The following is a 15,643-nucleotide window of genomic DNA, read 5'->3' on the forward strand; positions in this document are numbered from 1 at the left end:
GAATTAACGAATACTAAAAAATAAAAACGAAGTCTTACTCTGGTTGTTAAGCCAAAATTTAAACTTTTACTAGTGGATCCAAACTGATACACATTATGAATGAAGATAATACACAACCGCAGAGCGATGAACCCTCTGTAGGTCAAATACTAAAAACACATAGAGAAAATGCAAACATTAGCCTTGCTAATATTGCCTCGTTATTAAAGTTAACTGAATTACAAGTTCAGCATATTGAAAACGATGAATATCATTTACTAGGCGCAAAAACATTTGTTAAAGGCTACATAAAAAATTATTGCCGCACACTAAACATAGATAGCAGCGCTATTTTAGCGATGCTGCCTGCCTTTAGTGCTTCAGATAAGCCTGTAGATATGCAAAGCTTTTCAAGGCGTACAGAAAAAGAAGCGCATGACAGTCGACTAATGACGGTAAGTTACTTAATTTTAGCCATTGTTATTGGCTCATCAGCCGTATGGTGGTGGCAAAATGCAACGCCTATTGATGAACAAACTAATACTATAAAAGCGAGTAACTCATTCATCACTGTGCAACAAGAAAATACAAAACGACTCGCTGATGAGGCCAATGAAGCTGTCGATGAAGCACAATCGAATGATATTGAGCCTGCACCACAAGCAAACCCAGCCGTAATCAATGAACAACAAACAATTCAGGCTGCGCCCCTTAACGATGCACAAAGCCAAAGTGAACCAACAAGCAGTGATTTAAGCACCATTATTATGATGTTTAATGACGAAAGCTGGGTTGAAATCCACGATGCCAACGATGAGAAAATTGCATTTGGTGTAAAAAAAGCAGGCTACGAAATGACCTTAACTGGTGTAGCGCCTTTTTCAGTGGTACTAGGCAAGCACGATGTTGTTCGTATTACCCTAAATGGTGAGCCAGTTGATATTTCGGCTTTTCCTAAAAACCGTTTAGCTAAATTTAAATTACCCTTAGCAGAGTAGTCGCTATGTTTTCAGAATCTCCTATCAAACGCAGAAAATCCACCCGCATTAATGTGGGTAATGTTCCAATTGGTGATGGTGCACCAATTGCTGTGCAGTCAATGACCAACACAGACACAATGGACATTGATGCCACTGTAGCTCAAATTCAAGCGATTCAAGATGCCGGTGCTGACATAGTACGTGTATCTGTTCCTACCATGGATGCAGCTGAAGCATTTAAAAGCATTAAAGAGCAGGTATCGATACCGCTGGTTGCTGATATTCACTTTGACTACCGCATTGCATTAAAAGTAGCAAAGTATGGTGTTGATTGTTTACGTATTAACCCAGGAAACATTGGCAGTGAAGAACGTATTAGAGCCGTTGTTGATTCGGCCCGTGAGCATAACATTCCAATTCGTATTGGCGTAAATGGCGGCTCACTTGAGCGCGACCTACAAGAAAAATACGGCGAGCCAACACCTGAAGCTCTACTTGAATCTGCTATGCGTCATGTAGATATATTACGTCGCTTAGACTTTGACCAATTTAAAATTTCAGTGAAAGCATCAGACGTATTTTTAGCGGTTGGCGCGTATCGTCTACTTGCAAAAGAAATCGACCAGCCACTGCATTTAGGCATTACTGAAGCAGGCGGCATGCGCTCTGGCTCAGTTAAATCGGCCGTCGGTTTAGGCATGTTATTAGCTGAAGGTATTGGTGACACGCTGCGTGTATCACTAGCGGCAGACCCAGTTCAAGAAATAAAAGTAGGCTTTGATATATTAAAATCATTGCGTATTCGCTCTCGCGGCATTAATTTTATTGCTTGCCCTAGCTGTTCGCGCCAAGAGTTTGATGTAGTAAGCACCATGAATCAACTTGAAGAGCGCTTAGAAGATATTATTGAGCCAGTTTCAGTGTCAGTCATTGGCTGTGTGGTTAACGGACCAGGCGAAGCATTAGTGAGTGATATTGGCCTTGCCGGCGCAAACCGTCGCTCAGGTTTATACATTAATGGCGAACGCCAAAAAGCCCGTATTGATAACAATAATATTGTTGATCAACTTGAAGGCTATGTACGCGATTTCATTGAACAGAAGCAACAGCAAACTCCAATTGACATAAAAATCGTAGAGTGATGTGTTGTTACAACACTATGTATTCAAATGACCTTTTTTAGTCGCAGCATTCACAACGTAGTATAAATTACGTACGCCCCGCTGCGCTCGCAATTACCTTATAGTTAGGGTTATAATGCAGGGTCGATTTTTTAGTTTTACGTGGTTGCAGCCCAGAGCTGCACATAAACAGATTTAGGATTTATCAGTGGCAAAACAAATTCAGGCAGTTCGCGGTATGAACGATTGCCTGCCAGGCGATACGCAAGTTTGGCAGAAAGTAGAACACATTTTACGCGAGACCGTATCATCGTTTGGTTATCAAGAAATTCGTTTTCCAATTGTAGAATCAACCGACCTATTTAAACGCTCTATTGGTGAAGTAACCGATATAGTAGAAAAAGAAATGTACACCTTTGCCGATCGTAACGGCGACAATTTAACTCTGCGCCCAGAAGGGACTGCAGTGTGTGTCCGTGCAGGTAACGAAAATGGCCTGTTATACAATCAAGAACAACGCCTTTGGTACATGGGCCCTATGTTTCGCCATGAACGCCCACAAAAAGGTCGCTACCGTCAATTTCATCAGTTTGGTTTAGAGACTTTTGGTATTGCCAGCGCCGATATTGACGCCGAAGTTATTTTACTCACGGCGCAACTTTGGGAAGCATTTGGCATTACTGACCATGTGCGTTTAGAACTTAATTCATTAGGTTCAAACGAAGCACGTGCAGAGTACCGCGATGCCTTAATCGCCTTTTTAGAACAACATACCGATGTACTAGATGAAGATTCTAAGCGTCGTATGTACTCTAACCCACTGCGCGTTTTGGATACTAAAAATCCAGATATTCAGGCAATCTTAGTCGATGCACCAAAGCTATCTGAACATTTAGATGCTGAATCAAAAGAACATTTTGAAAATTTATGTGAACGATTAGATGCCGCAGGCGTCAAATACACGGTTAATGAAAAGCTGGTACGTGGCTTAGATTATTACAACCGCACTGTATTTGAATGGGTAACCGACAGCTTAGGTGCACAAGGTACTGTATGTGCTGGTGGTCGTTATGATGGCTTAGTAGAGCAATTAGGCGGTAAATCAACCCCTGCGGTAGGTTTCGCGATGGGTTTAGAGCGCTTGGTTTTACTACTTCAAGCACTTGAATGTGTAGGTGACATACGCCGTAGTGCTGATGTATATTTAGCAGCTATGGGCGACAAAGCCAGTATTCAAGCGCCTATAATTGCATCTACCTTACGTCGTGATGTACCTGGATTACGGGTTATGGTGCACGCTGGCGCTGGTAACTTTAAAAAACAACTCAAACGTGCTGATAAAAGCGATGCGCTCGTCGCAATTATTATCGGTGAAGATGAATTAGAGCAAGGCGTTGTGACTATTAAATACTTACGTGAGCGTAAGGAACAAGTCACACTAGAACTAGAACAAGCTAAAACGTTACTTGCAGAACTAATTAATAGCTAAATTATATAAAGCGTAAGTAGTGAAGCGCTTTAACAGAGGTAAGCATGGAAATTTATTCAACAGAAGAACAACAAGCAGAAGCAATTAAACGCTTTTTTCGTGAAAACGGCCTTTCACTAGCGTTAGGCGTTATTGTTGGTTTAGGTGGTTTATATGGCTGGAAAGCATACAACCAAAATCAAATAACGACTGCAGAGCAAGCATCTGATGCATACACTAAGCTTGTTGAAAGCGACAGCGTATTAGCATCTGCTGATGCATTTATCACTGAAAACAAAGACACTCAGTACGCAACTCTAGCGGCATTTGTTGCTGCAAAAGAAGCAGTAGATGCCCAAAACTTAGATGTAGCAAATGAAAAGTTAAGCTGGATCGTAACTAACGTTGATAACGCAGAGCTTAAAGCCATTGCAACAACACGTTTAGCGCGTGTGCAAATTGCTCAGCAGCAATACGATGATGCATTAAGTACGTTAAATGCTCCTCTTCCTGAAGCATTTAACGCAAATGTGGCTGAATTAAAAGGTGACATTTACACTCAGCAAGGCAATAAAGAACAAGCACGCGTAGCCTACCAAGCTGCTGTTGATGCCGGCGGATTAACGAGTAATCCTCTTTTACAAATTAAGTTAGATGACCTAGCAGTAACTAGCCCAGCGGCATAAGGTTTTAGGCATGAGAAAAATAACAACAGCAACGCTTGCCCTATGTATGGCAACCCTAATGGGGTGTTCTTCAAGTGATGACGAAGAAGAACTGGTGCTTCCAGAAATAGCCAATCAGTTTGAAACTGATGTGGTATGGCAAGAATCTATTGGTAACGGTGTAGAGCATTACTTTTCACGCCTATCACCTGCTGTTTATAAAGAGACAGTGTATGTTGCTAGCCGTGAAGGCCAAGTAGAAGCCTTATCACTTGCCAATGGCGATACCCAATGGGAAACCGACGTTCGCCAAGATTTATCGTTTTGGCCTTGGAGCGATAACGATAGTGCAAAATTATCAGGCGGAATATTACAAGCTTATGGTAAAATCTATTTAGGCTCTGAACATGGTTATGTAATTGCACTTGACCGTGAGACTGGTAAAGAAGTTTGGCGTAAAAAAGTACCTGGCGAATCACTCTCTAAACCCGCTGCAGGCGATGGCTTAATCTTTGTCAATTTAGCCTCAGGTAAGTTACTTGCGCTTCACCCAGATACTGGTGAAGAACGCTGGAGCTTTGAGCAAGAAGTGCCACCGCTAACTTTACGCGGTCAAAGCTCACCTACTGTGGCTAACGGTGGTGTGTTACTAGGCTTAGAAACTGGTAAGTTAAGTGTTTTAATTTCTGAGAGTGGCTACTCGGCATGGAGTGCAGAAATTGCAGTGCCAAAAGGCGCATCAGAGTTTGAACGTTTAGTTGATGTAGACACGCAGCCAATCATTAGCGGTCCATTTGCTTATGCTATTGCTTACAATGGTAACTTATCAGCAGTAGATATTCGTTCAGGTAATGTTGTATGGAAACGTGAATACAGCAGCTACCGTGAAATTAGCATGGATTTGCAAACAATTTACGTTGTTGATAGTAACGGCGTTGTTTATGCACTTGATAAAGATTCGGGCATTGAACGTTGGAGCCAACCCGCTCTACGTGGCTGGTACTTAACAGGCCCAGCGGTTGCCGGTAATTATTTAGCGTTAGGTGACCAAGAAGGCAATTTGCATTGGTTAAATAAAGACACTGGCGAGCTAGTATCTCGTGAAGACTTTGACAGATCAGGTTTTTTTGTTGAGCCTGTTGTCGCTGACGATAAATTGATTTTATACACCCGCGATGGTGAAGTTAGCGCGGTAAAAATACCGAACTAACTGTCTACTATTAGTGTAAGGCACTAATAGTTAATTATTTTTTGTAAGGCTTCGCACTGCGAAGCCTTTTGTTGTTTTTTAAAGAGGTAGTTTATGCTTCCCGTGATCGCTCTTGTAGGGCGACCCAATGTGGGCAAATCCACATTATTTAACCGTTTAACACGTACTCGTGATGCACTCGTTGCCGACTTTCCTGGCTTAACGCGTGATAGAAAATATGGCCAAGCAAATTACGATGGCTTTGAATTTATCGTGGTAGATACGGGCGGTATTGATGGCTCAGAAGAAGGTATCGAAACCGAAATGGCTGATCAGTCATTACTAGCCATTGAAGAAGCGGATATTGTTTTATTTTTAGTTGATGCTCGCGTAGGTATGACAGTGGCTGATCAAGCTATTGCTAATCACTTACGTAAGCAAGAGAAGAAATGTTTTGTTGTTGCCAATAAAACAGACGGCATTGATGCCGACTCAAACTGTGCTGAGTTTTATCAACTTTCACTTGGTGAAGTTCATCATATCGCTGCCGCACATGGCCGTGGTATTACTTTACTGCTTGAGCAAACTCTTCAGCCTGTTATTGCTGAACTTGCTGCTCTTGATGAAGATGTAGCCGATGACGATGAAGAACTTATCGACTTATATCAAGAAGGTGAAGAAGATGACACCGATCACCAAGCGTTTGCCGATAAGCCGGTAAAGCTGGCAATTATTGGTCGTCCAAATGTTGGTAAGTCAACCCTTACTAACCGCATACTAGGTGAAGACCGGGTTATTGTATACGATATGCCAGGTACAACCCGTGACTCAATTTACATTCCGATGACCCGTAACGACAAAGAATATATTCTTATCGATACCGCCGGTGTGCGTAAACGTAAAAAAGTAAGTGACGTGGTTGAGAAATTCTCAGTCATTAAAACATTACAAGCAATCGAAGATTGTAACGTCGTGTTACTAGTGGTTGATGCCCGCGATGGTATCTCTGATCAAGACTTAAGCCTGTTAGGTTTTGCCCTTAACTCAGGACGCTCATTGGTTATTGCCGTGAACAAGTGGGATGGCCTAGATAACTACGTTAAAGACCGTATTAAGACTGAGCTTGATCGTCGTTTAGGCTTTATTGATTTTGCCCGCCTACACTTTATCTCTGCTCTGCATGGTACCGGTGTTGGCCATTTATTTGAATCAGTTGACGAAGCATATGAGTCGGCAACTAAGCGAATTAGTACTGCTATGCTACGTCGTATTATGGACATGGCACAGGCCGACCACCAGCCGCCACTTGTTCGTGGACGTCGTGTTAAGCTTAAGTATGCGCATGCTGGGGGCTACAACCCGCCACGTATTGTTATTCATGGTAACCAAGTACATGACCTACCTGATAGCTACAAACGCTACTTAATGAACTACTACCGTAAAGCACTTAAAATTATGGGTACGCCAATCAAAATTGAATTTAGAGAAGGCGATAACCCATTTGCAGGGCGTACTAATAAAGTAACCCTGTCGCAAAAACGTAAAATTCGCGCGTTTAGTAAAGAAAACCGCAATAAATCATAACAGCTTTAATTGAGTCAGTTTCATAAAATGGCGTACTTTATAGTACGCCATTTTTTTATGATTCAAAATTAAGTCATGTTAATTACGCTAATTCGCTTAATTACGTGAGCTATTTTGAGGTAATAAAACCATCTCGATAACATGGCACGATTTTCTTATTTAAGCTGAACTTTGGTTGAGATAGGTTTATTATCCACAGTTCAGGTTATTTAATTTTTCTCGGCATTTGCTCCTGCATCCATACCGTCGCAGATAAAAACTCTTAATGCGGTTAGCATCTGATTTTATCCAGTAAATTAATTAAGTATTATTACAGACAAGTACGCTTATAATCCTTCATATTCAGCTTCCCTTGGTTTTAAAATTTGCTTTCTACATTTAACCATACTCCAACAATCCGTTTCAGGTACGCCGTAATACCAGGCTCTAAAAATCGGTTGATACTTTTCAATCACCCGTTGCTGCATACTTTGTGAGAAATGAGGTAAGTAAAAAGTTTTGATCACCGTAATGTGCCTTTTAATCATATCTCCTAAATTAAAACGCGCTTGGCGATACCGAATGTCTGCTTTTTTATATTCCCTGCTATCAGGTGTAAAGTTTTGCATGTCTTGCTTAGGGCCAGTCGCCCAGCCAGCTACTTTTTCCATTTGTTCAGTAAACGGCTTAACGGTAAACGTGACATGAATAGGGTCATCAGCATCGGTGGGCGCAAAGCCTCGCGGAAATCCGCGGTGGTGATAATTAGGATGAGTAACAGTAAACTCAATCGATGCATAGGCGTTGGGCTGTAATAAATCCAAACGCTCCCGTGGGAAGGTAATTGGCTCATTAGCATAGGCCGTTTTAAAATATTTATAACCAAAGTCAATACCACAACTACTATGACCACACGACTCTGAATAGGCCGACTTTATCAAAAAAGGGAATTCTGGCACTGAGCCATCCTCTGTTTCAATCGTCACAACAATGGGCCCACGATAACCATGCGCTTTATCGAATACCGTAGTGCAACTTGTTGTCAAAACACACGCCAGTAGCACACAGTAAAATTGCAGTGCAGTTTTACGCTTATAGTCCTTCATACTCAGCCTTCCTTGGTTTTAAAATTTGCTTTCTACAGTCAACCATATCCCAACAATCCGTTTCAGGTACGCCGTAGTACCAGGCTCGAAAAATCGGTTGATACTTTTCAATCACCCGTTGTTGCATACGTTTTGAAAAATGGGGTAAGTACATAGTTTTGATCACCGTAATGTGCCTTTTAATCGTCTTTCCTAAATTAAAGCGCTCTTGCCAAAGCTGCATTTTTCCATTGAAATGCTCATTACTATCTGGTGCCGCGTTCTGCATCATCACTTTGCCTTGCTCGGCCCACCCAGCTACTTTATTCATTTGTTCAGCAAACGGCTTAACGGTAAACGTGATATGTATGGGATCATCAGCATCGGTGGGCGCAAAGCCTCGCGTAAATACATTGTAATGATAATTAGGATGGGTAACCTTAAAAAGAATTGTTGCATAGGCATTGGGTTGTAATAAATCCACACGATCCCGTGGGAAGGTAATTGGCTTATTAGCATAGGCAGTTTTAAAGTATCTATAACCTGAGTCTATGCCACAACTACTATGACCACATGACTCTGTATACACGGACTCTATCAAAAAAGGATACTCTGGCACTGAGCCATCTTCTGTTTCAATCGTCACAACAATGGGCCCACGATAACCATGCGCTTTATCGAATACCGTAGTGCAACTTGTTGTCAAAACACACGCCAGTAGCACACAGTAAAATTGCAGTGCGGTTTTACGCTTATAATCCTTCATATTCAGCCTTCCTTGGTTTTAAAATTTGTTCTTGCAAGTCATACTTTAATTGGCAACACTTGCGAATTAAAAATTAACGTAGCGAACGAGACTAATTTATTACTCAAAGTTGAGTACTGCCAATTGCACCAGCCGTTCAACTGTGGTGCCTTGAAGGTTTTTAGGCGCTTTAGGATAATATTTCGATTTTGGCGTTTTAATAGTTATAAACCCATGATTGGTGGCCATTTCGTGGGCTAGCAGTTTTCGTTCTTTGGGTGTTAAATGGTTTTCATGTATTTTGCTTAATTCGCCACTATCAAGCCATATTCCCGCACAGCTTGGGCATTCATCTATTTCAACTGCTTTTAGCGGTGAAAAATACCTGCGCATCATCACTATGCTTGGGCATTTAGGGCAATTCACTCGCATTGCGACTTCACTCTCACCTTCGGCATAATTACTTAAATACTTAAATACTTAAGTAAAACCTGACCATGTTTTAACTCTGGCGAGCTAAATTTAAAAATTTGGCTGTTATCGAAAAAAACGCCTCCTAACGACGATGTATAAACAGTGATACCGTCAACTAATATAGACTCCAATGGTGTATTCGTGCGAGGGCACAACATTTTCAAAATCCTTTTTATTTTAATACGTAAAGTTAAATAGTTATTCTAATGCTTTGTGTATCAGGCCAATTAATGGTGGTAGCAATGTAGTATGACCTGCCAATACAAACTCATGTGTATTATCTGACATTTTTTGTCACGTGTGGCGAATAATCCCAATCCATTTTTCTTCATCATAATCAGGTTTTGAACCTGCAAGGCTAAGCATGAAATGCTCAATAAATATATGGGTGTTGGCTATTCACCTGTTCGATTAGCGAAATTGCGATATTAAACATGGCTACTAAAGTATGTTTTGCTTTTTTCATTTTAAACACCAGTAAAACAATAAGCTAGGCTGTTGTTAAAAACCAACGCATTAATTGAGTGAACTTGTTATTATCATAAGATCAGCGCGCATAAGTAATAATTAAAATTTTAAAAAGTGAAATTCAACATGCTAAAAAAAACAATCTTAGCTATTGCCTTAGCAGCCACCTCGCTGCCAAGCTTAGCCGACAGTAACAGCGACTTAACAACCATTATTGATAACCATTGGCAAAACGCCAAAGCAGAAAAAATATTTTTTAGAACCGATCCAGACGGTTGGAAACCAAACGGCACATTGCCAAATTGGAGTGAGCAAGCCATTGCTAAGCGCCAAGCTTATAACAACAGCGTATTAAAAAGCTTAGCCAGCATTGACCCAAAAACACTCAATAGCGAGCAGCTAATGAACTACCGCTTATTTAAATATGAGCGAGAAACAGAGCAGCAAAGCTACCTTTATCAAGATAAGTATTTTCCGGTTAATTTTTTAAGTGGCTGGCATACTTACTTTGCAGAAGCGCCAGCTAACATGGCCTTTTTAACTGCCGAGGATTACGATGCATTTTTAGTTAGCCTTAGTGACTACCCTCGTTTTAATCAGCAAAACATTAATTTAATGAAACAAGGCATTCAAACCGGTTTTACACATTACTGCGAAACGTTTAAAAATTATGGCCAAAGCATTAACGCTCATATAGTTAAACAACCTGAGAATAGCGCCTTATATGAGCCATTTACCCGCATCCCTAATACATTTAACGCAGCGCAAAAAGAAACTTACCAAAATAAAGCTAAAACAATAATTGCCTCAAAAGTTGTGCCTGCTTACGAGCACTTTTACGACTTTTTTGAAAACGAATATATGCCGCACTGTAGATCGCAGCCGGGTATTGCAAGTATTAAAGGTGGCCTTGATTATTACAAGTACACGGTTAATTACTACACCACCACTAACGCTACACCTAAACAAATTCATGAACTTGGTCTAAAAGAAGTGGCGCGCATTAAAGCACAAATGCAAGCCATTATTGATAACGTTGGTTTTGAAGGCAGCTACAGCGACTTTTTAAAATTTTTAGCAACCGATGAGCAATTTTACGCAAAAGACGCCCAAGATTTATTAGAAAAAACCGCTTTTATAACGCAAAAAATGTATGGCAAACTCCCCACTTACTTTGGCCATTTACCGCGTAACACCTTTACTATAAAAGGCTCAGCGAGTCGTGGTGCGTTTTATATGCCACCGCCAGATAACCGCTCACCTGGCACTTACTTTTTAGCCTCAACACCTAAATTGCAGCCTTTATATAATTTAGAAGCACTTAGCCTGCACGAAGCTATTCCTGGGCATCATTTACAAAACGCCATTGCAATGGAGTTAGACGTTCCTGAATTTAGACGCACACTGAGTCACTCAGCATTTGGCGAGGGCTGGGCACTTTATACAGAGCGTTTAGGTAAAGAAGCGGGCTTTTACCAAAGTCCATACAGTGACTTTGGTCGTTTAGGCTACGAAATGTGGCGCGCAGTGCGCTTAGTGGTTGATACCGGCATTCATGCCTTTGGCTGGAGCCGCCAAAAGGCGATTGATTATTTGGCTGATCATACCGCCTTGCCACAAAGCGCCGTGGAAGATCAAATAGACCGCTATATTTCATGGCCAGGCCAAGCGCTTTCATACAAAATGGGCGAAATTAAAATACGCGAACTGCGTGCAAAAGCCGAAAAAGAACTAGGCGCACAATTTGATATACGCAGCTTTCACGACACCGTTATTGGTCAAGGTTCACTTCCTATGGCGGTACTTGAAGATGTAATTAACGACTGGATAGCACAGCAAAAATTAGCTATCTAAGATACAACGGAAACGAGTAAGAGGCGGTATTGTTATCGCCTCTTTTTAAAGCTCTATTAAACACCTCAAAACTAATCCCTGCTCGCTTTTGCTTCGTAAAATAAATGATTTTAAAAACCAGAGCATAAGTATGAAAAAACGTATTCTGTATTGGCTGCAAAATGATTTGCGCATTGACGACAACCCCATACTCAATGATTTATCACAACAACAATGTAAGTTGGACCTGGTCTTTGTGATTAACCCTGCTTGGTTTAAAAGCAATAACTATCAACAAAAACCCTATGGTGTCCACAAACAACGCTTTTTAATGCAAAGCCTTTATCAGCTTCAGGAGTTTGTTTTAGAGCTTGGCCAAACTTTACATATTTTAGAAGGCGATCCGGTAAAGGTATTAACACAGCGTATTAATGAGCTTAGCATTGACGAAGTTGTATATAGCCAGCAAATAGGTGTATATGAACAGCGCCAAATTAGTGCTCTTAAGTCAAAATGCACGACTGTGGTATTTAAATCTGTGATGCAAGATACTTTATATCAACAACAGCAACTGCCCTTTGAACTAGCTAATTTACCAACCGGCTTTACACCTTTTAGAAAAAAGATCGAAGCGGCAGAAATTAGTTTAACCACACATACATTTTCAGCAGCAAGATTGCCTCCACCTATTATACTTTGCGCAAAACAACCGATAGAAAAGCCAGCAACAGGGAATACACAATTACTTGGTGGGCATCAGGCTGCGCTTGAGCACTGCCTCAACTATTTTTCATCCCCACTACCGAGTAGCTATAAAATCACTCGTAATGAGCTGGATGGCTTTGATAACTCTACAAAATTTAGTAGCTGGCTGGCTTTTGGCTGTATTAGTGCCAAGCAAATTTTTTGTGCAGTAGATGCTTATGAAGCGCAGTATGGAGCGAACGAGTCAACTTACTGGATCAAGTTTGAATTGCTCTGGCGTGAGTATTTCAAGTGGCATGCAATTAATGTTAAGCATCAGTTATTTACCTTTAAAGGTAAGAAACAAAGCTCGCCACTTACCACGTTTAGCCCGAATCGTTTTGCTAAATGGTGCCAAGGCAGTACACCTTACCCGTTAGTTAATGCCATTATGAAAGAGCTAAATGCAACAGGCTTTATTAGCAATCGCTCAAGACAAATCGTTGCTAGTTGTTTAGTAAACGAACTACAACTAGACTGGCGCTATGGTGCGGCTTACTTTGAGCAACAGTTAATCGATTACGATGTGGCGTCGAATTGGGGTAATTGGCAATATATTGCTGGAGTTGGGGTCGATCCGCGCGGCGGACGTCACTTTAATTTGCAAAAACAAACCCAGCAATATGATCCGCACGGTGAATACATTGCTAAGTGGCAAGGAAATGAGCACTGCGATACACAATTAGATGACTTAGACGCCGCTGATTGGCCAGTGTAATAACATAACCTCAAACATAATACTGGCTAGCTGACTCTCGTTATAAGCCCAAGGTTAAATCTTGGGCGAGAGTGCCGCTGGGTTTTTCTACTACGCGGTTAACTTCAACCCCGTTATGCTTAATAATAAAAGTGGGGGTATATTGTAAGTCATGCGCCAGGGCAATACCTGCCTCATCACGTTTGTCATAACCGACTGTAACAAAGGTTATTTTCGAAAGTTTAACCTTAGACTCATCGAGTAACTTTATTAATCGGGGGACTTCACGGGCACTGTCATGACACCACGTACCTAAAAGCACTAGCACCTCTTTACCTGCTAATTTTTGCATCAATACAACGTCTTGCGGTGTGGGCGAAAATGTTTGGTATTGCTTAGCAAATTTATCGTGCTCGCTTAATAAACGCTTAGCAGTCATAGCGTCCGAGTGTGGTTTGAGCGTTGCATTCACTGCCAGTGGTAAACTCAACATTAAAAGTAAAATTAATTGTTTAAACATATCTTATACTTAAATAGTGTTTTAGTTACTATACCCACAATCGAGCTTAAGTAAATAAAAGTTACTTGCTTTTATCCATAAAATCATCCACTTGTGATAAAACGGCTAAGTACTCACGTTTGGCTTCTTTGTTTTGTTCTAATTTATCTAAGTCACCGATTAACGTTACTAATTGCGTATGTGAATAACTCGACGTTGTTTTAAACTCGTTCGACGCCCCCACACCACTGAGTCGTTTTCTTTCATCCATACTATGACTATCTTCATTTTTCTCGAGCCAAATATCATTAATAAGACGAATATTACTCTCACTGGTGGTGGTTTCTTTCAATTCTTTTTTTAGCTTGTATTGAGATATTTCGGGATTAAACTGATAAACTTTTTTATCTACATCCACCTCATGAGCCTGATCAAGGGCAACCAATTCGTTATTTTTTACAGCGGTACCAATAGTGTAATTTTCTTGTTTATCATAATAATCAGGAGGGATGTCAGAGCGGTTACCTTCTTCATAATTAAAACGCGTGCTCGCCGTTTTATCTTGAGTAACCCCAGTTAACCCTGCTGATTTTTTGTGTTCTGTATTTTGACTCAGCTTTGTGGTGCTTGTTGCTATGTAATCCCCCTGATCCATTGCAAAAGAGAATTTTGCATCAAAATCAGCTAACTTAGAAATACCATCGCCTAAGGAATTTTTATTACTACTTCCTAGTCCTTGGTAGCGTGGATCTTTGGTGATCATGTTGTCAACTAAATTAGCGACAAGCTCGCGTCCATTAGTAAACTGCTTTGTAGCAACCGACTCAATTTCACTGTAGCGCTCAGCGGCTGATGACATACTACTAAACGCACTTTTAAATACAGCCAACCCTTGTTTCATTACTTCATCACTTTTTTGGCCAAACGCCGAACGTGTACTTTTCTCAGAGCTATTGAGCTGGCTATCTTCTAAGCTTTTATCGAGCGCTTTTATGTATTGTTGCATTTGGCTTTTGTCTTGAGCGCCAATGGTTGACATATCAAGCGAAAAATCAATATTGTTTTGTCCGTTTACCGATTCAAACTCCAGTATTTGCTGCTCAGAATCCTCATCAAGGGTATAACTTAAATTAAGCTCATTATCTATTCCAAGGAGCGCTCCATCAGCATCACCAGTATTTCCCTCTGACGTTGAAAAGTACAAATCAAAACCCGAAAGTTCTTTGTTATCAAAATTGCTTAGAAAGCTTAAATCTAAATCAGCTTGGTTTGCGGGTACGTAACGGCTGTAAGCGCTTTGTTTAGCCTTAAAAAATTCATCCGCCATTTCACCAACACCAGAAAGTACTTGCGTTAATGCTTGGTGTTCAGTCTCAGATAAGTCGCCATCTACTTCATAACTTATGCTAAATTCGTCAGTGGTTTCGCCTGTTTCCTCATCATAACCTTGCGCAGAATGAAAGGCGATATTGATAACATCACCTTCTTTGGTTTTTACCGAAAGCTCAAACCCATAGTTATCATCGTCTTCAAATCGCTCGCGATTAAAGCTTTCCATGAAAGGATTAAGTGAGCGCTCAACACGCTGTTGGCTAGATGCTAAAAATGTTTTTTGATTAAATCCCAGTTGCCCCAAGTTTGATAAAATATCGCTAGTGTTGGCATAAGCACCTTGGATATTTTTTACCGAAGAATTTAAGCGCTCAATTAACTGATCGCTACGTTCGTTTTTTAATAAGCCCTCTTGCTGAGAGCTTATTACCGTACGTAGTGCAACCTCTTCACTAGAGAGCTTATAATTTGAGCCACTGGGTGCGCTGGAAATCGTGAGTAACGAGGATAATTGCTGATTAAGTATTTCATCGACTTGTTGGTCACTAAACTGACTAAGCATTTCATCAGTGATTGTTGCCGAACTTGGCGCTAAGTGAGCACGCGATTGCAAACCTGTGGGCATACTGGTTTGGTTTGAATTATTGACCGATTGGGCAAGCAACGCATTTAAGTTAGCATAATTGCCTTGTAGTTTATTAACCATGATTATCCTTAATCTGCAGTACAATATAAATACGGTATCGGCCAACGAATTAAAAGCTTTAATTATTTTTTTATTATTTAAAAATAAAGTATTTA

The 15,643-nt window shown here is 40.7% G+C and carries 12 protein-coding genes and 1 pseudogene; 8 read left to right on the forward strand and 5 right to left on the reverse strand.

Features of this window, described 5'->3' with window-relative positions; translation table 11 throughout:
* Positions 1-95: 95 nt before the first annotated feature.
* The 6 genes from FLM54_RS16240 to der all read left to right on the forward strand — a co-directional run bounded on the left by FLM54_RS16240 (position 96) and on the right by der (position 6,986).
* Positions 96-977, forward strand: coding sequence for a RodZ domain-containing protein (locus FLM54_RS16240; protein ID WP_178956959.1), 882 nt, complete (start codon positions 96-98; stop codon positions 975-977).
* Between the two features lie 5 nt (positions 978-982).
* Positions 983-2,101 (forward strand): flavodoxin-dependent (E)-4-hydroxy-3-methylbut-2-enyl-diphosphate synthase, encoded by a 1,119-nt coding sequence (gene ispG, locus FLM54_RS16245; protein WP_008111348.1) that lies wholly within the window; start codon positions 983-985, stop codon positions 2,099-2,101.
* A 187-nt stretch (positions 2,102-2,288) separates the two neighbouring features.
* On the forward strand, positions 2,289-3,569 hold the full coding sequence (hisS, locus tag FLM54_RS16250; RefSeq protein WP_178956960.1) for a histidine--tRNA ligase: 1,281 nt from the start codon (positions 2,289-2,291) through the stop codon (positions 3,567-3,569).
* Between the two features lie 44 nt (positions 3,570-3,613).
* On the forward strand, positions 3,614-4,234 hold the full coding sequence (locus tag FLM54_RS16255) for a YfgM family protein (protein ID WP_138605797.1): 621 nt from the start codon (positions 3,614-3,616) through the stop codon (positions 4,232-4,234).
* A gap of 10 nt (positions 4,235-4,244) precedes the next feature.
* Positions 4,245-5,423: an outer membrane protein assembly factor BamB gene (gene bamB, locus FLM54_RS16260; RefSeq protein WP_178956961.1), complete on the forward strand. Its 1,179-nt coding sequence runs from the start codon at positions 4,245-4,247 to the stop codon at positions 5,421-5,423.
* Between the two features lie 93 nt (positions 5,424-5,516).
* A complete protein-coding gene (gene der, locus FLM54_RS16265; RefSeq protein WP_010389444.1) occupies positions 5,517-6,986 on the forward strand; it encodes a ribosome biogenesis GTPase Der in 1,470 nt (489 codons plus the stop codon).
* Positions 6,987-7,312: 326 nt separating this feature from the next.
* Here der and FLM54_RS16270 read toward each other — a convergent pair whose 3' ends face one another.
* The 3 genes and pseudogenes from FLM54_RS16270 to FLM54_RS16280 all read right to left on the reverse strand — a co-directional run bounded on the left by FLM54_RS16270 (position 7,313) and on the right by FLM54_RS16280 (position 9,427).
* Complete coding sequence (locus tag FLM54_RS16270; protein ID WP_178956962.1) at positions 7,313-8,071, reverse strand: hypothetical protein; 759 nt, start codon at positions 8,069-8,071, stop codon at positions 7,313-7,315.
* Positions 8,058-8,816, reverse strand: coding sequence for a hypothetical protein (locus FLM54_RS16275; protein WP_178956963.1), 759 nt, complete (start codon positions 8,814-8,816; stop codon positions 8,058-8,060). The genes FLM54_RS16270 and FLM54_RS16275 overlap by 14 nt, the downstream gene beginning before the upstream one ends.
* A gap of 99 nt (positions 8,817-8,915) precedes the next feature.
* A pseudogene (locus FLM54_RS16280) lies at positions 8,916-9,427 on the reverse strand (zf-TFIIB domain-containing protein).
* A 436-nt stretch (positions 9,428-9,863) separates the two neighbouring features.
* Here FLM54_RS16280 and FLM54_RS16285 point away from each other — a divergent pair.
* Together FLM54_RS16285 and FLM54_RS16290 are read left to right on the forward strand one after the other, a co-directional pair.
* Complete coding sequence (locus FLM54_RS16285) at positions 9,864-11,591, forward strand: DUF885 family protein (RefSeq protein ID WP_178956964.1); 1,728 nt, start codon at positions 9,864-9,866, stop codon at positions 11,589-11,591.
* A 130-nt stretch (positions 11,592-11,721) separates the two neighbouring features.
* Positions 11,722-13,032 (forward strand): DASH family cryptochrome, encoded by a 1,311-nt coding sequence (locus FLM54_RS16290; protein WP_178956965.1) that lies wholly within the window; start codon positions 11,722-11,724, stop codon positions 13,030-13,032.
* Positions 13,033-13,072: 40 nt separating this feature from the next.
* Here FLM54_RS16290 and FLM54_RS16295 read toward each other — a convergent pair whose 3' ends face one another.
* Entirely contained in the window at positions 13,073-13,531 is a 459-nt protein-coding gene (locus FLM54_RS16295) for a TlpA family protein disulfide reductase (RefSeq protein ID WP_138605787.1), read from the reverse strand.
* 61 nt (positions 13,532-13,592) lie between these two features.
* The gene (locus FLM54_RS16300; protein WP_178956966.1) at positions 13,593-15,548 is read right to left on the reverse strand and encodes a hypothetical protein; all 1,956 of its coding nucleotides are present in this window, start codon (positions 15,546-15,548) and stop codon (positions 13,593-13,595) included.
* Between the last annotated feature and the right edge of the window lie 95 nt (positions 15,549-15,643).

The organism is Pseudoalteromonas sp. Scap25 (genome assembly GCF_013394125.1).
Classification (GTDB): Bacteria; Pseudomonadota; Gammaproteobacteria; order Enterobacterales; family Alteromonadaceae; genus Pseudoalteromonas.

Coding starts and splice junctions, on each gene's coding strand:
- bamB (WP_178956961.1), top strand. CDS start 4,245: ATGAGAAAAATAACAACAGCAACGCTTGCCCTATGTATGGCAACCCTA.
- FLM54_RS16295 (WP_138605787.1), bottom strand. CDS start 13,531: ATGTTTAAACAATTAATTTTACTTTTAATGTTGAGTTTACCACTGGCA.
- FLM54_RS16290 (WP_178956965.1), top strand. CDS start 11,722: ATGAAAAAACGTATTCTGTATTGGCTGCAAAATGATTTGCGCATTGAC.
- ispG (WP_008111348.1), top strand. CDS start 983: ATGTTTTCAGAATCTCCTATCAAACGCAGAAAATCCACCCGCATTAAT.
- FLM54_RS16255 (WP_138605797.1), top strand. CDS start 3,614: ATGGAAATTTATTCAACAGAAGAACAACAAGCAGAAGCAATTAAACGC.
- FLM54_RS16275 (WP_178956963.1), bottom strand. CDS start 8,816: ATGAAGGATTATAAGCGTAAAACCGCACTGCAATTTTACTGTGTGCTA.
- FLM54_RS16285 (WP_178956964.1), top strand. CDS start 9,864: ATGCTAAAAAAAACAATCTTAGCTATTGCCTTAGCAGCCACCTCGCTG.
- FLM54_RS16270 (WP_178956962.1), bottom strand. CDS start 8,071: ATGAAGGACTATAAGCGTAAAACTGCACTGCAATTTTACTGTGTGCTA.
- der (WP_010389444.1), top strand. CDS start 5,517: ATGCTTCCCGTGATCGCTCTTGTAGGGCGACCCAATGTGGGCAAATCC.
- FLM54_RS16240 (WP_178956959.1), top strand. CDS start 96: ATGAATGAAGATAATACACAACCGCAGAGCGATGAACCCTCTGTAGGT.
- FLM54_RS16300 (WP_178956966.1), bottom strand. CDS start 15,548: ATGGTTAATAAACTACAAGGCAATTATGCTAACTTAAATGCGTTGCTT.